This window comes from Chroococcidiopsis sp. CCALA 051, from assembly GCF_003015105.1.
In the GTDB taxonomy this organism is placed as follows: domain Bacteria; phylum Cyanobacteriota; class Cyanobacteriia; order Cyanobacteriales; family Chroococcidiopsidaceae; genus Chroococcidiopsis; species Chroococcidiopsis thermalis.
Genome location: NZ_PYCI01000054.1, coordinates 1 through 19,968 on the forward strand (window position 1 = coordinate 1; position 19,968 = coordinate 19,968).

The window sequence follows — 19,968 nt, forward strand, 5'->3', positions numbered from 1 at the left end:
GTGTTCGATAATCAAAAATGTCATACCTTCGCGGTTCCAAGTTAAAATGCGATCGCAAATTTGTTCGATCAACTTGGGATTTACCCCCGCCGCAGGTTCGTCTAACAAAATTAACTTGGGTTGCGTCATTAACGCCCTTGCCATTTCCAATAACTTGCGCTGTCCGCCCGATAGCGCCCCCGCATACTCGTGCGCCATATGCGCTAACCCCACCGACTCTAGTAGCGTCATCGCTTGTTCTCGCAGGATTTGCTGTTCTTTGGCGATCGCCCAAGGTTGAAATTGCAACCGCCAAAAGTTCTCTCCGTCTTGCTTTTGCGCCCCCAGCATCATATTTTCTAGTACTGTTAGCCGCGAAAGCGTCCGCGCGACTTGAAACGTGCGTACCATACCCTGTAGGGCAATTTGATAGGTTCTCAATTGCTGGACTGGCGCACCGTCAAAAATTACCCAGCCGCGATCGGGGCGAATAAAATTTGACAGTAAGTTAAATAGAGTTGTCTTACCCGCACCGTTGGGACCAATTAATCCTGTAATACTTCCTTTCGCTACTTCTAAATCGGCATTATCTACAGCCTTAATCCCGCCAAAACTTTTGGTAAGACCGCTAGCTGATAATAGTGGCATTGGTTGGGATTGTAGATCTTTGGATTCCATTGATAATGATTGGTAATGGGTAATGGGTAATGGGTTGTTGGTTGGTCTTAGACAAATGACAAATGACAAATGACTACTTTCCAAGTGTCAATTCTTCTTTCTTACCTAATATTCCTTGTGGTCGCCAAATCATCAGTATCATCAGTAGTAAGCCGATAACCATAATCCGAAACGCACTCAAGCGCACGTCATCGAGGGGTACGATTTTGGGCAAGATAAAACGGGTGGCGCTGTCGTAAGCAAAGAAAACAACTGCGCCGAGGATCGTACCGAAATTGTTACCCGCACCACCTAAGATCACCATAATCCAAGCATCGAAAGTTGTCTGCGGCTGGAAATCGTTCGGATAAATTGAAGTTTGCTGCCATGCATACAAAGCACCAGAAATCCCAGCGATCGCCCCGCCTAACATTAAAGCTTGCAATTTATACCAAAAGACGTTTTTTCCTAAAGCGCGGGCAACTTCCTCATCTTCGCGAATTGCTTTTAATACCCTTCCCCAGGGCGATCGCGCTAGCACTTCTAACCGCCATACGACAAAAGCTAGCACCAACACCGAGATCAGCATCAATCCCGATTTTTCGTAGTTGGTGAAGTTGTATAGTCCAATAGCTCCCGCCGCATAGGGGACAAAAATCAGCAGCGTTGCCACTATGCCGACAATTGCCCGAAAGACTAGTGGTAAATAACGAGTCACAAACGACTTTTGACTTTTAACTTTTGACTTTTGACTTCCGATCGCCCATTTCCAAAGTTTCCAGTAACACGCAACCACAACTAATGTGAGTAGCCCTACCATTATCCATTTCATCACCGTGTCGGGGTTAAAATCTGTTAAGGGTAGAGGATATCCCTGCAATCCAAAAGCCCCAGGTGTGGGAGTATTAGGAGTTGGTAAATCTTGATTGTTGACCACCAAGCGAATGAGTTCCGATACCCCAATCGTGACAATTGCTAAGTAGTCTTCCCGCAACCTTAGTGTTGATAAACCAATTAACCACCCTAGTAGAGCCGCTACCAAAGCTCCAGCTAGCGTTGCTACGATTAGGGGTACGCCATACATGCTTAACAATACAGTCGTGTATGCTCCCAAAGTCATGAAAGCAACCAGACCAAAGTTAATTAACCCCGTTAAACCCCACTGCAAGTTTAATCCCAAGCTGAACAGGGCAAAAATTGCTGTAGAAACTGTCAGAAACAAGATATAGGCAACCCAACCGATAATTGTTGGATCGTTCATCAGGGCGTTTAAATCTAACATAAGCGTTGCTAAACCCGTCGCCACACTAGGGAATGTATGCTTTTGTGCTAAAAGATTTTAACCCAACAAGGATAGAAGTCAGTAGCGATCGCATCTTTATCTCACCGAGACTGTTTTCTGTAACAGCTACGAGAAATCAAACTAAAGGGATACACGGCAAGCCCGTCCTCTAGTCAACACTAAAAACTATATAAGACTGCAAAACGCAAGCAACAGCTTCCTTTAAACTAAGACTTGTTATCAGCGCAAACAGTAAGTAGAGAATTGTTATGGATGCTGCGGCACTTTGGCAACGCTATCAAGACTGGCTCTATTATCACGCCGGACTCGGATTTTACGTAGATATCAGTCGGATGCGCTTTGACGATGCATTTGTAGAGGGGTTGCAGCCCAAGTTAGAGAAAGCATTTGCAGATATGGCGGCTTTAGAAGCAGGGGCGATCGCCAATCCTGACGAAAATCGGATGGTAGGACATTACTGGCTGCGCGATCCCGATCTGGCTCCAACTCCAGAAATTAAACAAGAGATTGTTGAATCTGTAGACCAAATTGAAACCTTTGCCAAAAAAATTCATAGCGGGGCAGTTCATCCACCCCAAGCACCCCGCTACACTGATATTATTTCCATCGGCATTGGCGGCTCGGCACTCGGTCCCGAATTTGTTGCTGAAGCTTTAGCCCCCGATTTTCCTCCCCTGGCGATTCACTTCATTGATAACACCGATCCGGCGGGGATCGATCGCGTGTTAACGCGGGTGAGAAATCGTCTCACCAGCACTTTAGTTATCGTCATTTCCAAATCTGGAGGCACGCCAGAACCGCGTAACGGCACGATTGAACTCAAAGCAGCCTATGCAGGTCACAATTTAGACTTTACCAAACACGCGATCGCCATCACGACTCCCGATAGCAAACTCGATCGGCAAGCAAAATCAGAAGGCTGGCTAGCCACTTTCCCCATGTTTGACTGGGTGGGGGGACGCACTTCAGAACTATCCGCCGTCGGCTTGCTACCAGCCGCTTTGCAGGGTATCGACATCCGCGCGATGCTGGCTGGCGCAAAAGAAATGGATGCAGCAACCCGCGTTGCCGATCTCAAAACCAATCCCGCCGCCTTGCTTGCCCTCGGTTGGTATTACTCTGGGAACGGACGCGGTGAAAAAGATATGGTGGTGCTGCCCTATAAAGACAGCCTCTTACTATTTTCCCGTTACTTGCAGCAATTGGTGATGGAATCTCTGGGTAAAGAAAAAGACCTCGACGGTAACATCGTCCACCAAGGAATCGCCGTCTATGGTAACAAAGGTTCGACCGACCAACATGCCTACGTCCAGCAATTGCGCGAAGGCGTACCCAACTTCTTTGCTACCTTTATCGAAGTCTTGGAAGACCGTTCGGGTTCCTCACCAGACATCGATCCAGGCGCAACTGCTGGAGATTATCTCTCTGGCTTCCTCCAAGGAACTCGCCAAGCCTTGTATGAAAAACAGCGCGATTCCATTACCATTACCATTCCCCAAGTTAACCCCCACACAGTAGGCGCATTAATTGCCCTTTACGAACGAGCTGTAGGTTTATATGGTTCGCTAGTCAATATTAACGCCTACCACCAACCAGGCGTGGAAGCAGGGAAAAAAGCAGCCGCCGTGGTGTTAGATTTGCAAAAACAAGTCTTGCAAGTCCTGCAAGAGGCTAAAACTCCTTTATCTCTGGCACAAATTGCCGAGAAAGCCGCAGCCACAGACCAAATTGAGGCAATTTATAAAATTCTGCGCCATCTGCAAGCAAATCGGAGAGGGGTGGCAATGCAAGGCGATCCCGCCCACCCTGAGAGTTTGACGTTTTCTTTAAGTTAATCGGGATTCGTAGGGGCGGGTTTAGCAACTAGATTGACAACCTCAACCGTAAATCTCGGTTCAAAACCCGCCCGTACAGGATTCGGGAGAATTGTAGAGACGTTACACGTAACGTCTCTACAGTTTCAATACCACATTTGGTTACATTCTGTTGCTAGCGCAACACTTTTTTACAGAAAACTGGGTTAGATTAGGAGCGAACCACTTAGTCTAAACGGGTTTGGTATGGCTGCTCATCGGGGTATTGAGATCTATCCGCTAGCTTCAATTCAAGGGGGAATGGCTCAGTTTTATACTCCCCAGTCCAGCCACGAGACAATGTTGGTACAGATTCCGCCGCACACGATTGACGATCTCTTCGTTCACAAATCTCAGACAGACCAGATTTTAGTTGTTAGAGGGCGTTTAGCCCTCGTGACTTTAGAAAATAAGCAGTATCGCTACACTCCATTGAGCGATCGCCTGCCTCAAGTTGTTAAAATTCCCCCAGGCGTGCTGCACGGTGCAATAAATCTAGATTCCGAACCATGCACGATCGTTAACGCCGTTCTGCGTCATCGTCCGACGCAACCGCGAGATTATATTCCTCGTCCCCGTCCTTTTCCCTACAATCTCGCGATCGCGGGAGCTAAACTAGCAGAGATGGAGGCTGTAATTATTCAGCAAGCCTTGGGTAGTGTGGGAGTATGACTGATTGGTAGATCCGGCATTTCTTTTATTCGTGCAGCACGGCTGGGCAGATGATAACCGTGCCATGATGCTACTGGCGCGTCGGTTGGTCACAGATACAATTCCAGTGTTTGCGCCGAGTCTGGGTTACGTTCAAACTTGGGTGAGAATTGAGCCTTTGATTCAGGCAGTGGAAAAGCTGGCTAGCGAACAGATTGCCAAATATCCAGACGTACCGCTGAAGATTATCGGTCATTCGATGGGTGGTTTGATCTGGTTAGAGGTATTGCATAAGCATCCTGAATGGTGGGCTAGAATTCACTCGCTAGTTTTGATTGCATCGCCAGTCGGTGGTGCAGATGTGGCACGGGCGATCGATCCTTTAAATTGGGGAATTGGGATTGCTGGCGATCTGGGAAAAAATCGTAAGCCAATTGCAGCCGCGATCGCCTCTATAATTCCCACATTAGTTATTGCTGGCGATATTGATGGCGGTAGCGATGGCACGGTTCCAGTAGAATCGACAAAGTTTCAAAATGCTCGGTTTATCTGCTTGCCAGGGCTAGCTCATGCCGTCTTGCGAAATTATCCTACGGTTGCCACCATCATTCAAGACTTTTGGATGGATGCTAATGTTGGTGAGGCGATCGTCTATGACGATATCGTACAACGGTTGCAAGCAGTACCAGGCATGACAGACGGTCATCGCCGCGATTTTAGTAAAGCCCAAATTGCGATCGCACTGCCAAATGGTGCTACTATTCGCACTTGCAAGAACTTATTTGGGATTGATTGTGTCTTTGTTGCCTCTCCTACCGGAGAATGTTTGTATGCAGGCTTTGTTGGTTGGTTGCACGCACCAGATTTACAAAAAGCTCTAGAAGATATTCAGCAAGCATATTAATTGATTAAATGCTGCAATACTCAGTTCACCCAGCTCCTAGATTCATTCGCACTCATTTAAATCGGCTTTTACCGAGTTGGTCGTTGCCAGTTTTATCTGTGGTTGTAGTTTTACAACTGTGTCAATTTGCTTTCTTGGAACGGACAGTTGAGACAGAAATCTATAAGAACGAATTTCGGCAACAATTTCTAGAATTTGGCAGCCAAATCATTGCCCAACTGGGAACAATGGGATACTTAGCAGATATGTTCGACCCGCGCACTGGTTTCCCTATGACTTCTCCTCCCGGTCAAGTGCGGTTGAGCGATGTGAAAGTTGTTGGCGCTACCCTGGGCTATACAATCGATCGTAGCGGTCAGTGTGCCGCGATCGTCCATCCAAAGTGGGGAAAAGCGGTTTATCCTTCTACGCTTGTCTCATCTGCCCAACCAGATGTAGTTGCAGAAATAGTGGCTAACATAGCAGCTAATAGTACGCACTACAATATTCAACCCGTAGCAGGATCGAGCGATCCAACCGTAGAGGGGCAATCTTTTCCAAATATAAAGTCAGTATAAGAGAGCCAATATAAGAGCGTGCATCTGCGATCGCAGCTTGAGAAAAAATTTATGAAAGCATCCACACAAGGTTCTGGTAAAGAAATTGTACTGCCTTTGGCAACACTATTTGCTATCTTGGCGACTCTCAGCGTTAACGTCTTGTCAAATTTCTTTCCAGTTCGAGGATTAAATATTGGTGAAATTGCCAATACCATCCTTCAAGGCGTGCAAATTACGCCAGCAAATTATGCCTTTGCTATTTGGGGATTAATTTATCTCGGATTAATTGCCTATGGCGTTTATCAGTTTCTTCCAGCACAGCGCCAAAATTCAACTCTGCATCGAGTTGATGTCTTACTAATTATTGCTTGTCTAGCTCAAATTGCTTGGGTATATCTCTTCACGCTACAGCTATTTTGGCTTTCAGTAATAGCAATGCTAGCAATTCTAATTTCCTTAATTGGAGCTTACTTGCAATTAGAAATTGGCAAACGAGTATCGCGAGAATTCAAATGGCTGGTACATGTACCATTTAGTATTTATTTAGGTTGGATCTCTGTAGCAACGATTGTTAATATTGCCTCTGCTCTGTATATTTCTAATTGGGATGGTTGGGGCATAAGCTCTCTAGGATGGACTGTCATTATGCTACTTATTGGTGCAGCGATCGCCTCTGTAGTTGCCCTTCAACGGGCAGATATCGCCTTTACGCTGGTATTTGTTTGGGCGTATGTGGCGATCGCAGTTCGTCATTTATCTCTCAATAATCCTGTCATTTCAATAACCGCAGTAGTAGCAGCGATCGTACTTGCAGTTTTGCTAGTGTACGGCACAATACAGCGGAAGAATTTAAAAGTGAGTCGTAATGAATAATTGGTCATTAGTTGATGACGGCAGGTATTTTCACCCTCCACGCACCACACACCACTCATCACTGATAACTATCAAAACGGAGTCTCTACTTGTAGAGAAATACTTTTCCCTAAGTGGGGATGCTCGAAACAAAGTTCTCTCGCGTGTAAGCATAAACGCTCTACTTGGGCGCGACAACCGTACAATCGATCGCCCAAAATGGGTATTCCTAAACCTCTAGGATCGGCAGCATGAACCCTAAGCTGATGCGTTCGTCCTGTTAACGGAAAAAACTGAATTCGCGTGGAATTCTCCAATTTTGTGATGACTTGGAATTCCGTTAAGCTAGGTTTTCCCCGTGCATCAATTTTCTGATAAGGGCGATCGCTGGGATCTCCCCAAAGCGGAAGTTGAATCGTACCGCTTGCTTGCATCACGCATCCGGCAAGTACCGCTTCATAAACTTTACGCACTCGCCGCTGTTGAAATTGCTGGCTCAGATGACGATAAGAGGCGCGATCGCGAGTCAGTAGCAAAATACCTGACGTTTCTAGATCGAGGCGATGTGGAGCTGCGATCGCCATGCCATCGGGCAGTAAGTGACGTAAACGAGACACGACGCTATCATAGCGATCGCTACAACGACCGGGAACGGAGAGCAGTCCTGGCGGTTTATTCACAGCAATCAGCCACTCGTCTTCATAAAGAATAGATTTCTTAGTTTGGATGCACAGATTTTGGAGATCCCCCTTAATCCCCCTTTTTAAGGGGGAAACAAAATCGTTCTTAGCACCCTTTATTAAGGGGGGTTGGGGGGATCTCTGCTGTAAACCTGACAATAAAAACCCCATCAACGGCTGACAGCGTTCCGTACAGGCTCCATAGAACTCTCCCTGAACTTTTTCGCCATTAGTCGAAGGCGATCCCCACCAAAACTCCGCCATTGCCAGTGGCTTGAGATTGTGAGTTGCTGCGTAATGCAATAATTTTGGCGCACAACACGTACCAGTCCCGGTTGGCAGCGAACCCGCCAACTGCTGTAGTGGCAGAGATTCCCCAGCAAAATTACTCAATTTGTAGCTAGCGTGCATCAGTGCTTGCAGCTGCCTCGATAAACTTTTCCGCTGTTGTTTCAACTCGTACATTCTCTTATCTGCTTGCGCGATCGCCTCTTGAAGCGGTTGTAACAAAGCATCTCGTTGGCGCTTAAACAGCTTGCGATCGATCCCATCCTGACGACTTTGTTCGTCTAGTTGTGCTAGCGCCTCTACTAAAGCAACGCCTGCGAGGGTATCTTGAAATACCTGGCGCTGAAATTGTCGCTGTTGCTTGCGATCGCGATGTAGGATTGTCAGTTGCTGCCAGCGCGTTTCAAAATCCTGCACTAACGTTGCATACTTTTGTTGCTCTGGGATTTGTTGCAAGGCAATTAGCTCTTGTTTCATTGCTGCTAACATATCCAGGGTACGGGCTTCTTCTAAAGCCAGCTCTTTGCCCTCGATCGCTCCCACCCAACCTGCAACCGTGCTACAACCATGCAACAGCCCAGAAAATGCTTTCAGCACTCGCCGTTCCCCAGCAGCAGTCTCGACGAGCAACACGCCATACATTTTCCCCTCATGGGAATACCGCGCCTCAGTAGCAAGCTGTTGCATCAAACCAATTGCGATCGCTTCTACAAAAGGGGTGCGGGGTAGTGTCAATAATTTACCCGTCTGAGGACAATAACCTTCATACCAATAACTAACAGGTGAATCATCAGCAACGCAACCTGAGCTAATAAAATCTGTTAGTAAATAAAGGGTCATAATTTTGGTAGTTGGTGGTTGGTAGTTGGTGGTTGCCTGATAACTGATATCGCGATTCTCATTATGATGCGATACATTCGTAGGGGCGCACAGCTGTGCGCCCCTACAGATCTTGTATTTCATCCAATTGAAAAAGGCTCTAACTGATAACTGATATGAAATTTCCGTCTCGACTCCCAAGACAAGCGATCGCCGCCAAAATTTTTCATTGGGTAAATATTGTTAGTTTATTCATTATGCTGACCAGCGGACTGCAAATCTACAATGCTAACCCCGTATTTGGTGGACGTGCAGGTTGGCATATCCCGCCAATTTTCACCCTTGGAGGATGGCTGGCTGGTGGTAGACACTGGCACTTTGCTGCAATGTGGCTGTTTTCGCTCAACTTGGTGTTTTATGGGGTTTATATCCTCGTTACCCGCCGTTGGAAACATCGATTTGTCAGCGATAAAGACATCAAAGCATTGAAATTGAGTCAAAACCAAAAGCGTCGCGCTTATGCATGGCATCGAATCGCTTACACGGCGATCGTTCCCATTTTATTACTTGCCATATTTAGCGGCTTGGGTATGTACAAACCCGCTCAATTCCCCTGGATTGTCGATTGTTTTGGCGATTGGCAAGCATTGCGAATCGTTCACTTTGCTACAGTACCAATAGTAGTTATCTTTGCCACAATTCACGCATTGCTGGGACGAAAAGTCGGTGGCGATCGCCTTTTAGAATCGATGTTTTGGTAAGCTTATCTATAATAATATGAATCAGATTCAAATTCCCCGCCAGAAGCTACTACGCCGTCACTTTCTGAAGATTTCTGGGCTTTCCAGCGTTAGTTTATTATTAGGTGGATGTGGCACGCCTTTATTTGAAGATATAGTTGGTAAAGTTTCCGAACCATTGAATCAAAAGGTTGAAACTTTAATCTTTAATCCTGAAAAACTTGCACCGGAATTTCCAGTCAGCGCGATCGAACCAGAAGCATTAATTGTTAACTCATTTAACTTTACTCCCAAAATCGATCCAACCAAATTTCGTCTGGTTGTCGATGGTGCGGTCGATAAATTCCTCAGTCTCAGCATGACAGACATTCAGCAAATGCCCCTTGCCTCAATGGTAATTCGTCACGTCTGCGTGGAAGGATGGGCGGCGATCGTGCAATGGGGTGGAGTCCGATTGCGAGATATTATTAATCTTGCCCAACCCAAACCCGAGGCAAAATACGTTTATTTTAAATCTGCCGATGGCTACTATGAAAGTTGGGATTTAGCTTCGTGTCTGCACCCACAAACGCTGATGGCGTATCAAAAAAACGGACAACCTTTACCAATAGATAACGGTGCGCCTTTACGTCTCGCCTCGCCAATCAAACTAGGTTACAAGCAAAGCAAATGGGTAACTAACATCATCCTCAGCGATCGCCTCCTACCCGTCAAAGGCTACTGGGAAGACCAAGGCTATGAATGGTATGCAGGATTGTAAAAAGTCAAAAGTCAAAAGTTAAAAGTTAAAATTTACAACTACCAATTACCAATTACTGAGATTTTGCAGCAATCTCAACTTGTGTCCAGACCCGCCCAGAAATTAATTTCTGGGCTAATAGCACAAGTCTACTGAAGTAGACTAAAAACTAGTTACAGTCGGATTTATCTGACTTAAGCTATGAGACTGGGATTTGAATCCCAGGCGGACGTTGCAACAACTGCAAGATCTTAGATTACCAATGACCAATTACCAAATCCAAGAGTAAAATCTATGGGATGCAATTCAGCACCTTAATGATGAACATTCCTAACTGTACCTGGCAGCGCCCTATCGGTCTGGGCTGGGATAAGCCCTATACTGTTCGTACCGCAAGTAATTTAGATGATGGTCCCTGGCACGGTATGCCTTTAGGGGGCTTTGGTGCGGGTTGTATCGGTCGGTCTTCTAGGGGTGATTTTAACGTGTGGCAGGTGGACGGCGGCGAGCATATTTTTCAGCCGATGCCTGCTTGTCAGTTTAGCGTGTTTGAAAGCGTGTCTGAACGGAGTGCATCTCGTCAGGCTTACGCTTTGTGTACGGAAGCACCTGAAGATGGATTGCAGAATTGGCAGTGGTATCCGTGTAGGGGCGCACAGCTGTGCGCCCACGCGGGAACGTATCATGCGTTGTATCCTCGTAGCTGGTTTGTGTATGAGGGTGTGTTTCAATCTCAGTTAACCTGCGAACAGTTTTCGCCAATTTGGGCAAATAACTATCAAGAAAGCAGCTATCCAGTGGGTGTATTTGTCTGGACTGCCCATAATCCTACTAATGCCCCTATGACTCTGAGTATTATGCTGTCCTGGCAGAATATGACGGGGTGGTTTACCAATGCCAGTAAATCTTCAGAAGTAAAAATTAGAGATGATGGTAGCCCAGTGTATGAATATAAATCGCGCTGGGGAGAAAGTCAGGGAAATTTTAATCGGTTGGTGGAATCCGAGTATGTGGGATGCGTATTAGGGCGAGATAGCGGTGAGGATGTAGAGGAAGGAGACGGGCAGTGGTGTATTGCTACGGCAAAACAGCCAGGTGTAGAAGTCTTTCATCATACCCGTTGGAATCCTGTCGGTACGGGGGAAGATATCTGGAAAAGCTTTGCTGAATCTGGCACTTTACCTAACCTACAAGATGAGACACCAGCTATAGAGGGAGAACAAATTGCAGGTGCGATCGCCATTCGTTTTACACTTCAACCAGGAGAAACTCGCACGATTCCCTTTGTCTTAACTTGGGATTTTCCCGTTACGGAATTTGCTGCTGGGGTCAAATATTATCGTCGCCATACAGATTTTTTCGATCGCACGGGTAAAAATGCTTGGGCGATCGCGCGTACAGCCTTACAAGCATACCAGTCTTGGCAATCTCAAATTCAAGCTTGGCAGCAACCAATTTTAGATAAAACCGATCTGCCCGATTGGTTCAAAATGGCATTGTTTAACGAACTTTACGATCTTACCAGTGGTGGGACGCTGTGGAGTGCGGCGACAGAGCGCGATCCGATCGGTCAGTTTGCCATTTTAGAATGTATTGATTATCGCTGGTACGAAAGCCTTGACGTGCGGCTTTACGGTTCGTTTGCGTTATTAGTATTATTTCCAGAGTTAGAAAAGGCTGTGATGCGTGCTTTTGCACGGGCTATTCCTGCTAGTGACAATCATCGTCGCCTCATTGGATATTACCTTACCATCGGGGCAGAAATGCCCCTCGCGCCGCGTAAAGTTGCTGGTGCAACACCTCACGATTTAGGCGCACCCAACGAACACGTTTGGGAAAAGACAAATTACACGGCATATCAAGATTGCAATTTGTGGAAGGATTTACCCAGCGATTTTGTCTTGCAGGTATATCGAGACTATTTACTGACAGGTGCAACTGATGTAGAGTTTTTAGCATCATGTTGGGAGGCGATCGTTCAAGCCCTCAACTATTTGAAAACTTTCGATAAAGATGGCGATGGAATTCCTGAAAATTCTGGTGCGCCAGATCAAACTTTTGATGATTGGAAGTTGCAGGGTGTTAGTGCTTATTGTGGGGGATTGTGGTTGGCGGCTTTAGAAGCGGCGATCGCCATTGGTAAAATTTTACTCAACAATGTAGAGAGGTTACATGTAACGTCTCTACATGTAACCTCTCTACAAGAAACGATCGACACTTATCAATCTTGGTTATCGCGATCGCGTCCTATCTACCAAGAAAAACTTTGGAACGGACAATATTATCGCTTGGATAGCAATAGCGGTTCTGATGTCGTAATGGCAGATCAACTCTGCGGACAATTTTACGCTCGTTTATTAAAACTACCTGACATTGTACCGCAAGAATGTGCTTTATCTGCACTCAAAACTATATACGATGCTTGCTTTTTGAAATTTCATCAGGGAAAATTTGGGGCGGCGAATGGTTTAAAACTGAATGGTTCTCCTGAAAATCCTAATGCTACCCATCCATTAGAAGTATGGACGGGAATTAATTTTGGATTGGCGGCTTTTCTCTTGCAAATGGGAATGAAAGCTGAGGCACTGCAATTAACAGAAACAGTTGTCAATCAAATTTATGAAAATGGTTTGCAATTCCGTACTCCAGAAGCAATTACATCTGTTGGTACTTTTCGGGCAAGCTATTATTTGCGAGCAATGGCAATTTGGGCAATTTATGGCGTGTGGTTTGATTTTTAGCGATCTAGCAATTTACCATCTTTTGCTTTTGTCAATCGCTTGACTTTATTTGATGTTTTCTTAGCAAATGCTTTTTATCAGTAGTTGTTGCTGCACGTCCCTGTTGCTTTAACAGTTGAATGGAATATAAGGTAGCAATAACTTGAATCGTTCCCATTGTGATAAATAAAGTATTGAAAGACAACCAATTAACAATCACTCCCCCAAGCACTACAGCAAGACCAGTCATGACTTTTGATTGTCCGTCAGCCAAGCCCCAAATTTGCCCTGCCTTTCCTCGATCTTCATATTGTGCATATAAAGCATTCCAGGTAGGAGTTGCTAAAGCAGAAGCTATTCCCAACCCTACCTGAACGACAAACAAACTTAGTTGAGAAGATACGAATAGATAGCAAAATGTGAAAATGGCATTTAAAGCATAGCCAATTATCATGAGTTTGGCTTTGCTTATATTGCGGTCTGATAGCCTTCCAACTAGGATGGTAAAAATTCCCGTAGCAACTAGATATGTAGCCCAAATTCCGCTAATATCAAGAATATTACCTCCAATTTTTTGAGTGAATAAACCAAAAATCGGAGCAAACATTCCTTCGCCTAAGTACCAAATATTACTACTGTAAAGTAGGATTTTGAGATTTTTTTGTAGCATAGAAAACACAACAATGACTTAATGAACTGGATATATTCTATGCAGTTATTAGTCTATGTTGACGGTCGTAGTAGGTATCAAGTACGGAATCAAGCCGTTCTTTTCCAGCAGCAACGGCATTCACTTTGTCTACAAATTTACTTGAAATAAACTTTCTTAATGGCTGTTCGACGCAATTGAAATAGGGCATGACTTCAGCAACTTGTCTATCCCATTCTGGATATAGTAACAAAAAATCATCAGGCATAACTTTAGTTTTGGTGATACCTGGCTCTGGAAGGCATTCAAAAGGTTTGTCTAAATTAAAACAAGCATAGTGATCGGTTAATTCTTCACCAGGATAAATGTCTCTAGGAGCTATTTCAAAGTCATAAGCTGTAGAAATACAGTTGGCATAAAAACTATGATTGATATATCTACCAATGTCCCAACATAGTATATAGTTACCGTCTCTTCCTCGAAAAGAATATTTGAATACGTGCTCTTGTTGAAGTCGGTCTAGAGACAATATATATCCCTCGTCGAATTGCTGATCTAATTCATCCAATACCCACACTATCGTTCCTTGAGGAATAAATTTAGTAGCAAATACACCGTAACCAATAATTTCATTAACAAGACGTAACTCTGTGTCTGGATGAATCATAAAGTTTTAATGTATAGCAATGCGTAATTTTCTATCATAATTATTTTCGCAGTATACGCAATTTAAGCTTTTTTTAATATTTCTACATAGTAACAATATAAATGTTAGGAGTTATACCCCTGGTTATATATAATATCTAACTCAATTTAACAGCGATTAGTTGTAATTACAGCTATTTCAAAGCAACATTTAAAACCTAGTATATTATAGCTATCTTAAATAATTCACGAACAGTAAACAGCTTTCTCACATTTGTAGAGCAAATATTCGTAGAGCGATCGTTGCCAAATATACAGTTAAAGCTTGACCTTCAGGAAATTTCCCATAAATGATGTGACTGAGAGCGATCGCCATTGCTGAATAAACATCTCTAGCGCTGCCGCTGTAGAAGTGTATGATAAAAATTCAGTAGGCGATCGCCCCTCGCCAAAATTTAAGTTACTAGAGTAACTGCTCCAGTATCTAGGTCATAACGACCACCTACGATTTTTAATTTCCCATCTTGAACCAGTTGAGATAGTATTGAAGAACTCTGCCGCAGTAGGTCAACTTGATACCGAATATTAGCCACAACAGCATCATTCACTGGATCGTTTGATTGAGCTTTTATCCCATTTAATGCTGGTTTGATATCCTCAACAAAAGTACCAATTCTACCAGGAAGTAGGTCGCTTTTGAGTGCTGCTTGTACTGCACCACATCTTTCATGTCCTAAAACTATAATCAGTTGAGAACCTAGCACCGATGTAGCAAATTCTAGGCTACCTGTAGCTGTAGGACTGACAACATTACCAGCAAGCCGAACTACAAACAAATCTCCTAGTCCTTGATCGAAGACAATTTCTGCTGGAACTCGCGAATCAGCACATCCCAAAATAGAAGCAAAAGGATATTGAGCTACGGCAACCTCTCGTATGCGCAATCGCGATTGGTTAGGAGTCTGCCGCTTCTCTTTTATAAACCGTTGGTTGCCCTCCACTAATCTCTTGAGAGCATCATCTGGACTAACGGACTTTGGTTTTTCTTGAGTGTCTGTTTGTTGTGCCACAGCAGGTTGTGCGCCCCACGAGCTACTAACAACAGTAGTCGCAGCTACACTAGCTCCTCCTACACCCATCAATTTGAGCAAATTGCGCCGTCCAACAAATCCATTTTTTCGAGTCATCACCGTACCTCAATTAAAATTATTTGCTGATTTATACCTGATAAAACAGGAAAAATCAGCATAGTAAACCTCTATGTTTGCTGCGTTTGTAGTCGCACGACCTAATTTCGTTTTGACGTGAAAATCTGCAAATTTAAAATAAACTAACTTGCAAAAAATTTATCAAACAACAGACCCAACGATTAGGAAATTTATCAAATTATGGGTACAAAAAACTCATACTTACTATAGAGCTATTTTATGGTAAGTACAAAAAAATAATAGTTGAGTCTATGATATTCATCAAAAGGAATAGATATACTGCGATCGCAATTTTTTTTGTTCTCGGCACAAAAAGCTTTTTGCTGTACTCAACACGACTTTCTTAAAAAGAAGAATTGACATAAATTCCAATTATTTTTTACCAGTTGACCTCTCCGGTAAATTAAAATTCACGCCCCTCACCTTACTGGCATTGACGACCCTGGAGCCAAGCGCAACTGAATGCCGATACGAGAACTAGCAAAGATGACACGTCAGATGCTTGGCGCTGCATGGTAGGGCTGGGACTACAACTAAATCAATGCCCCTCTAGCTCGGATTTACCGCCTCTCACCTCTTACCTCTCACCCCTCGCCTTCTGCCTTAAATCTAAAATCTTTGAATTCACTCCCATAGCTAGGATTGATTGTTACCATTAGCGATCTAAAATGACACTGATTAGTAGCAGTTACAAGCAATTGATTCTATGTTGCGCCATCGATCGTTCTTATCCCTTATTTTGGTAATTTTGGCAACATTTCTCATCGGCTGTAGTAGTCCCAGCACTGCCACAGTACCCCCGACCTACAGCTCGGCTCAAATTCAGCAGATCCAGCAGTACATTCCCGATATCCAAAGCTTGCGCGATCGCGCCAGCAGAGAAATCCCGTCTTTAGTACAAAGAAAAGATTGGATCGATGTCGGTAATTTCGTCCACGGACCTTTAGGAGAACTGCGATTGACTATGAACTACATGACGCGCAATCTGCTGCCGCAAGATCAATCTAAAGCAAAGCAGATTACGCGAAACTTCTTTAACGACCTAGTAGCGGTCGATCAAGCTGCTCAACAAGGCGATGCGAAAAAAGTCTTGCTCAACGCCAGAGAAGCCATAGCAGACATCGACAACTTTCTTCAGTTACTTCCCCAAACAGCAGAGTAAGGAGTCGGGAGTCGGGGACAAGGGAGACAAGGGAGACAAGGAAGACAAGGGGGAATTACAATCTATAATTCCAAATCTAAAACCCAAAATTTCTCTTATCCCTTACTCCTAACCGCTCAAACATGACTCAAGTAGTAATTATCGGGTGCGGTGTAGTGGGGGCAGCGATCGCCTACGAACTGAGCCAAGTTCCAGGGTTACAGGTTGCTGTCCTCGATCGCCAATTGCCAGCGCAAGCAGCAACAAAAGCGGCTTTGGGCGTTTTGATGGGTGTCATCAGCCATAAAACTAAGGGTAGGGCGTGGCAGTTGCGACAGGCAAGTATCCAACGCTATGAAACCCTCATTCCAGAATTAGAAGCACTCACAGGGCATCACATCCCCTTTAATCGGCAGGGAATTTTGATGTTGTGCGTGGCAGCAGAACTCGGTTCTTGGGAGAAACTCGTCGCTACTCGCGCCTCTCAAGGCTTAGCTTTAGAAATTTGGGATGGGGCAAAAGTCAAGTCTTATTGTCCGCAAATTAACTGCAATCCCTCGACTTGGGCAATTTACTCGCCCCAAGATCGGCAAGTCGATCCGGTGAGTTTAACTTTAGCTCTAGTTGCAGGAGCAAAACGCAACGGTGTCAAATTTTACTTTGGAACGCAGATAGAGGAATCTAATTTCAGTTCTAGTTATGCTAAAGGTGGTTTGCCCGACGATCGCCGCATCAGACAAATAACAATTTCTGGAGAGCGATCGCATTTGAATGTTGATTGGCTAGTTGTATCGGCTGGCTTAGGCTCGTTACCATCTCTGCCAACAGAAACTTCACCCCCGCTAAAATTTGACATCGTACCCGTACTAGGTCAAGCTATTCACCTCAAGCTCGATCGCCCTCTGGGTAACACAGATTTTCAACCCGTCATCACGGGTAACGACGTGCATATCGTTCCCTTAAATGGGGGTCAACAAGCAACAGAATATTGGGTAGGAGCAACGGTAGAATTTCCTACTATTGGACGAGAAATCGAGGCAGCACCAGCCTTGTTAGAGGCAGTCATGCAACAGGCGATCGCTTTTTGTCCCGCTCTGGCGACAGCCAATATTATCACAACCTGGTCTGGTTTGCGTCCCCGTCCTGAAGGTCGTTCCGCCCCCATAATTGACTACCTGTCAGGATTTAGCAATATCCTCTTAGCGACAGGACACTATCGCAACGGTGTTTTACTCGCACCCGCTACCGCACAAGCGATCCGCAAAATGATATTATCTTCTGGTTAAGAGTGGTTGTTGGTTGTTGGTTGTTGGTTGTTGGTTGCTATCAACCATTACCCATTACCCATTACCCATTACCAATAAAGTATCGTGTCTATTACAGAACATCAAATTAATGTTGGTTCCCTAGAATGGTTTTACCGCGAGGTTGCTCCGATTGGAATGAGCGATCTGCTGCCAGTGGTGCTGTTACATGGTCTACCTTCCCATAGCTACGGTTGGCGACACGTGATGCCTGCTTTGGGGAGTCAGGGAACAAGGGCGATCGCTCCCGATTTGATTGGCTTTGGTTCGTCAGCAAAACCCCAAGGGCGGGATTTTAATTACACTCCCGATGCTTTTGTCAAGGCATTAGATGACTTTATTCAAGCTTTGGAGATCGATCGCTTTTGTTTGGTCGTGCAAGGATTTTTGGGTTCGATAGGCTTGCAGTATGCCTTACGCCATAGCGATCGCGTCGAAAATATTGCTATTCTCAATACTCCCTTGACTACGGCTGCTAAACTACCTTGGCAGATGCAACAGTGGGGACTACCTTTTGCGGGAGACATGGCGACGCAAGATCCTTTATTGGTGGATCGTACCCTCGAAGGTGGTAGCCGTTACCAGATTTCGGATGCAGATTTAGACATATTTCGCAAGCCTTTTTTGAAAAGTTCAAAAGCGGGGCGATCGCTGATGACGACGGTACGCAATCTGAAAATGTCCCCGTCTATGACAGAAATTGCTGATGGTTTTCAAGACTGGAAGAAACCACTTTTAATTGTCTGGGGTGTCAACGATCCTTGGCTTCCTGTCGAAATCGCCCAGAAATTTGCCAGCAACCTATCCCAAGCAGAGATTGTCAAACTTGAAAAAGCGGGGCATTATCCTCAAGAGCATTTTGCCGAAGACATCTTATCAGACCTTTTACCTTTCGTGCGTCGTGCTTCGTAGAGTGCGAGATAGCTTCATTCGATTTATTATGAAGTAATGTAAAGAAAAGCTTCTCCTTTCATATGTCTGACCGATTCATAGGTAAACCCCGTCCTCTTTGGCGTGTCATTTTACTGTCTGTTGCTAGTCTGATGCTGTATTACGGCTGGTATAAATGGATTATCCAAGAAGAATTACGCCGCTACAACGGTTATGGCTGGTCTGGGACACTGTGCTTAGCACCTTTTGTACTAGGGGTTGTCGTTCCCCAATTGTTACGGATTTACGATCCTGACGTACCAGGTTGGTTCGGCTGGTTTTCACTGCTGGGGGTGGTTTGGATTTATATCGTGCAGTTCAAGCTGTATAAAACTGTGAATGCGCTGTATCGAGAAGCAGGAATGAAAGAACCGCTAACTGTTTGGTGGATATTTGTACCTGGCTTGAATTTAGTTGTCGGTTTGAGACAAATTCATTTTTTGAGTCAATATTGGGCAAGCAAACAAGGAACAATCGTGAAGGATGCTTTGGCTGAAAATATTCCTTTCTTGTCTGCAAATGCTTAAATAATTTTTTAATTGTCGAGCTATATATAGCACTTCTGGATCGATTAACAATAGGGTGTGTTATTGTTAACGCACCCTACCGAATGATTTACTTCTTCAGCGGATCGTGACCCCAGTTTTTTAGGGAATAATACCAGCGCGAATTCTCAATATCGTGCGATGGCTTTTGGGCGCTATGACGGTGGACGTAACTGATGACTTTCTTCATATGAGAAATCTCGTCTTCAGTATATTCATCCTCTTTTTTTTGCAATAACTCAACGATTCGTCGTCCAGATTTATGTCCGGTTGACTCGTCATCATCCTTTTTTTGTCCTACCGCTTGTGACTCCTCAGTTTCTAACCAAGCTTCAAGCTCTTTAGGAGTCATATTGACGACTTGCTGAAATTCGGCGATCGCAGAATTGACATCTTGACTCATAACTTAATTCTACTCCTCTACTTTGTCCAAAGCATCTGGTTTGTGAGCTGCTTCTTTCCCTGTTTTTTCGCTTTTTACCAGATACTCAGGATTGTCTTTCGATGCAGCAACGTGATGTCCTTTAATTTCTGTAGGAGAAGTAAGTTTCTTTTCTACTTCACCAGTGGTTTTACCTTGAGAGGTTTTCCACTCGACTTTATCGCCTTGCTTAAATTCTTCAGACATGAGTAAAAGATTGTAACTACTTAATTTTTTTACCTATTAATGTTTAATTATCTTGACGATTAAGCAAGCAGCCATCAATCTATTTACAGATTACGAATTATGTAAATTTGACTTTAAATCTTACTTTTGTCAGTGGTTGAGATTTAGATAGCGTGGTGGGGGTATTTAGGGGATTTTTGCGATCGCCAAAAGAC

General features: G+C 44.5%; 20 protein-coding genes. 12 read left to right on the forward strand and 8 right to left on the reverse strand.

Annotated features, from left to right (window positions below; translation table 11 throughout):
• Both C7Y66_RS14870 and C7Y66_RS14875 read right to left on the reverse strand, forming a co-directional pair.
• Positions 1–657, reverse strand: a 657-nt coding sequence (locus C7Y66_RS14870; protein ID WP_106546218.1) for an ABC transporter ATP-binding protein, incomplete at its 3' end; no start/stop codon positions are given.
• Positions 658–730: 73 nt separating this feature from the next.
• Positions 731–1,918 carry a branched-chain amino acid ABC transporter permease gene (locus C7Y66_RS14875; RefSeq protein WP_015156914.1) on the reverse strand — a complete coding sequence of 396 codons (1,188 nt, stop codon included), beginning with the start codon at positions 1,916–1,918 and terminating at the stop codon, positions 731–733.
• Positions 1,919–2,187: 269 nt separating this feature from the next.
• Between C7Y66_RS14875 and C7Y66_RS14880 the strand changes: the two genes are divergently transcribed.
• The 5 genes from C7Y66_RS14880 (at position 2,188) to C7Y66_RS14900 (ending at position 6,759) form a co-directional block, all read left to right on the forward strand.
• A complete protein-coding gene (locus C7Y66_RS14880; RefSeq protein ID WP_106546196.1) occupies positions 2,188–3,774 on the forward strand; it encodes a glucose-6-phosphate isomerase in 1,587 nt (528 codons plus the stop codon).
• Between the two features lie 225 nt (positions 3,775–3,999).
• Positions 4,000–4,464 (forward strand): cupin, encoded by a 465-nt coding sequence (locus C7Y66_RS14885; RefSeq protein ID WP_015156916.1) that lies wholly within the window; start codon positions 4,000–4,002, stop codon positions 4,462–4,464.
• Between the two features lie 4 nt (positions 4,465–4,468).
• Positions 4,469–5,347 (forward strand): alpha/beta hydrolase, encoded by an 879-nt coding sequence (locus C7Y66_RS14890; RefSeq protein ID WP_106546197.1) that lies wholly within the window; start codon positions 4,469–4,471, stop codon positions 5,345–5,347.
• Between the two features lie 8 nt (positions 5,348–5,355).
• Positions 5,356–5,904 carry a methylmalonic aciduria and homocystinuria type D protein gene (locus C7Y66_RS14895; protein ID WP_106546198.1) on the forward strand — a complete coding sequence of 183 codons (549 nt, stop codon included), beginning with the start codon at positions 5,356–5,358 and terminating at the stop codon, positions 5,902–5,904.
• Between the two features lie 51 nt (positions 5,905–5,955).
• On the forward strand, positions 5,956–6,759 hold the full coding sequence (locus C7Y66_RS14900; RefSeq protein WP_106546199.1) for a TspO/MBR family protein: 804 nt from the start codon (positions 5,956–5,958) through the stop codon (positions 6,757–6,759).
• 71 nt (positions 6,760–6,830) lie between these two features.
• Here C7Y66_RS14900 and C7Y66_RS14905 read toward each other — a convergent pair whose 3' ends face one another.
• Positions 6,831–8,549 carry an RluA family pseudouridine synthase gene (locus C7Y66_RS14905; RefSeq protein WP_106546219.1) on the reverse strand — a complete coding sequence of 573 codons (1,719 nt, stop codon included), beginning with the start codon at positions 8,547–8,549 and terminating at the stop codon, positions 6,831–6,833.
• Positions 8,550–8,701: 152 nt separating this feature from the next.
• On the opposite strand from C7Y66_RS14905, the gene C7Y66_RS14910 reads away from it, so the two are divergent.
• From C7Y66_RS14910 to C7Y66_RS14920, 3 genes are all read left to right on the forward strand, one after another.
• The gene (locus tag C7Y66_RS14910; protein WP_106546200.1) at positions 8,702–9,286 is read left to right on the forward strand and encodes a cytochrome b/b6 domain-containing protein; all 585 of its coding nucleotides are present in this window, start codon (positions 8,702–8,704) and stop codon (positions 9,284–9,286) included.
• Positions 9,287–9,302: 16 nt separating this feature from the next.
• Positions 9,303–10,025, forward strand: a complete 723-nt coding sequence (locus C7Y66_RS14915; protein ID WP_106546201.1) for a molybdopterin-dependent oxidoreductase — start codon at positions 9,303–9,305, stop codon at positions 10,023–10,025.
• 278 nt (positions 10,026–10,303) lie between these two features.
• Positions 10,304–12,745 carry a GH116 family glycosyl hydrolase gene (locus C7Y66_RS14920; RefSeq protein ID WP_199197445.1) on the forward strand — a complete coding sequence of 814 codons (2,442 nt, stop codon included), beginning with the start codon at positions 10,304–10,306 and terminating at the stop codon, positions 12,743–12,745.
• Positions 12,746–12,776: 31 nt separating this feature from the next.
• On the opposite strand, the gene C7Y66_RS14925 is transcribed toward C7Y66_RS14920, so the two are convergent.
• The 3 genes from C7Y66_RS14925 to C7Y66_RS14935 all read right to left on the reverse strand — a co-directional run bounded on the left by C7Y66_RS14925 (position 12,777) and on the right by C7Y66_RS14935 (position 15,205).
• The gene (locus tag C7Y66_RS14925; RefSeq protein ID WP_106218121.1) at positions 12,777–13,394 is read right to left on the reverse strand and encodes an MFS transporter; all 618 of its coding nucleotides are present in this window, start codon (positions 13,392–13,394) and stop codon (positions 12,777–12,779) included.
• A 37-nt stretch (positions 13,395–13,431) separates the two neighbouring features.
• Complete coding sequence (locus C7Y66_RS14930; RefSeq protein ID WP_106546202.1) at positions 13,432–14,040, reverse strand: SET domain-containing protein; 609 nt, start codon at positions 14,038–14,040, stop codon at positions 13,432–13,434.
• A 433-nt stretch (positions 14,041–14,473) separates the two neighbouring features.
• Complete coding sequence (locus C7Y66_RS14935) at positions 14,474–15,205, reverse strand: carbonic anhydrase (protein ID WP_106218120.1); 732 nt, start codon at positions 15,203–15,205, stop codon at positions 14,474–14,476.
• A gap of 727 nt (positions 15,206–15,932) precedes the next feature.
• Here C7Y66_RS14935 and psbQ point away from each other — a divergent pair.
• From psbQ to C7Y66_RS14955, 4 genes are all read left to right on the forward strand, one after another.
• Entirely contained in the window at positions 15,933–16,388 is a 456-nt protein-coding gene (gene psbQ, locus C7Y66_RS14940; protein ID WP_015156927.1) for a photosystem II protein PsbQ, read from the forward strand.
• 122 nt (positions 16,389–16,510) lie between these two features.
• Complete coding sequence (locus C7Y66_RS14945) at positions 16,511–17,653, forward strand: FAD-binding oxidoreductase (protein ID WP_106546203.1); 1,143 nt, start codon at positions 16,511–16,513, stop codon at positions 17,651–17,653.
• An 84-nt stretch (positions 17,654–17,737) separates the two neighbouring features.
• Positions 17,738–18,583: an alpha/beta fold hydrolase gene (locus tag C7Y66_RS14950; RefSeq protein WP_106546204.1), complete on the forward strand. Its 846-nt coding sequence runs from the start codon at positions 17,738–17,740 to the stop codon at positions 18,581–18,583.
• A 62-nt stretch (positions 18,584–18,645) separates the two neighbouring features.
• Entirely contained in the window at positions 18,646–19,128 is a 483-nt protein-coding gene (locus C7Y66_RS14955; protein ID WP_015156930.1) for a hypothetical protein, read from the forward strand.
• A gap of 88 nt (positions 19,129–19,216) precedes the next feature.
• On the opposite strand, the gene C7Y66_RS14960 is transcribed toward C7Y66_RS14955, so the two are convergent.
• Together C7Y66_RS14960 and C7Y66_RS14965 are read right to left on the reverse strand one after the other, a co-directional pair.
• Positions 19,217–19,549, reverse strand: coding sequence for a DUF3140 domain-containing protein (locus C7Y66_RS14960; protein ID WP_106546205.1), 333 nt, complete (start codon positions 19,547–19,549; stop codon positions 19,217–19,219).
• A gap of 9 nt (positions 19,550–19,558) precedes the next feature.
• Positions 19,559–19,774: a DUF2945 domain-containing protein gene (locus C7Y66_RS14965; RefSeq protein ID WP_106546206.1), complete on the reverse strand. Its 216-nt coding sequence runs from the start codon at positions 19,772–19,774 to the stop codon at positions 19,559–19,561.
• Between the last annotated feature and the right edge of the window lie 194 nt (positions 19,775–19,968).

Excerpts from the sequence above, each read along its gene's own strand:
- C7Y66_RS14875 (WP_015156914.1), bottom strand. The coding sequence starts at position 1,918 with ATGTTAGATTTAAACGCCCTGATGAACGATCCAACAATTATCGGTTGG.
- C7Y66_RS14880 (WP_106546196.1), top strand. The coding sequence starts at position 2,188 with ATGGATGCTGCGGCACTTTGGCAACGCTATCAAGACTGGCTCTATTAT.
- C7Y66_RS14885 (WP_015156916.1), top strand. The coding sequence starts at position 4,000 with ATGGCTGCTCATCGGGGTATTGAGATCTATCCGCTAGCTTCAATTCAA.
- C7Y66_RS14895 (WP_106546198.1), top strand. The coding sequence starts at position 5,356 with ATGCTGCAATACTCAGTTCACCCAGCTCCTAGATTCATTCGCACTCAT.
- C7Y66_RS14900 (WP_106546199.1), top strand. The coding sequence starts at position 5,956 with ATGAAAGCATCCACACAAGGTTCTGGTAAAGAAATTGTACTGCCTTTG.
- C7Y66_RS14910 (WP_106546200.1), top strand. The coding sequence starts at position 8,702 with ATGAAATTTCCGTCTCGACTCCCAAGACAAGCGATCGCCGCCAAAATT.
- C7Y66_RS14915 (WP_106546201.1), top strand. The coding sequence starts at position 9,303 with ATGAATCAGATTCAAATTCCCCGCCAGAAGCTACTACGCCGTCACTTT.
- C7Y66_RS14920 (WP_199197445.1), top strand. The coding sequence starts at position 10,304 with ATGCAATTCAGCACCTTAATGATGAACATTCCTAACTGTACCTGGCAG.
- C7Y66_RS14925 (WP_106218121.1), bottom strand. The coding sequence starts at position 13,394 with ATGCTACAAAAAAATCTCAAAATCCTACTTTACAGTAGTAATATTTGG.
- C7Y66_RS14930 (WP_106546202.1), bottom strand. The coding sequence starts at position 14,040 with ATGATTCATCCAGACACAGAGTTACGTCTTGTTAATGAAATTATTGGT.
- C7Y66_RS14935 (WP_106218120.1), bottom strand. The coding sequence starts at position 15,205 with ATGACTCGAAAAAATGGATTTGTTGGACGGCGCAATTTGCTCAAATTG.
- psbQ (WP_015156927.1), top strand. The coding sequence starts at position 15,933 with ATGTTGCGCCATCGATCGTTCTTATCCCTTATTTTGGTAATTTTGGCA.
- C7Y66_RS14945 (WP_106546203.1), top strand. The coding sequence starts at position 16,511 with ATGACTCAAGTAGTAATTATCGGGTGCGGTGTAGTGGGGGCAGCGATC.
- C7Y66_RS14955 (WP_015156930.1), top strand. The coding sequence starts at position 18,646 with ATGTCTGACCGATTCATAGGTAAACCCCGTCCTCTTTGGCGTGTCATT.
- C7Y66_RS14960 (WP_106546205.1), bottom strand. The coding sequence starts at position 19,549 with ATGAGTCAAGATGTCAATTCTGCGATCGCCGAATTTCAGCAAGTCGTC.
- C7Y66_RS14965 (WP_106546206.1), bottom strand. The coding sequence starts at position 19,774 with ATGTCTGAAGAATTTAAGCAAGGCGATAAAGTCGAGTGGAAAACCTCT.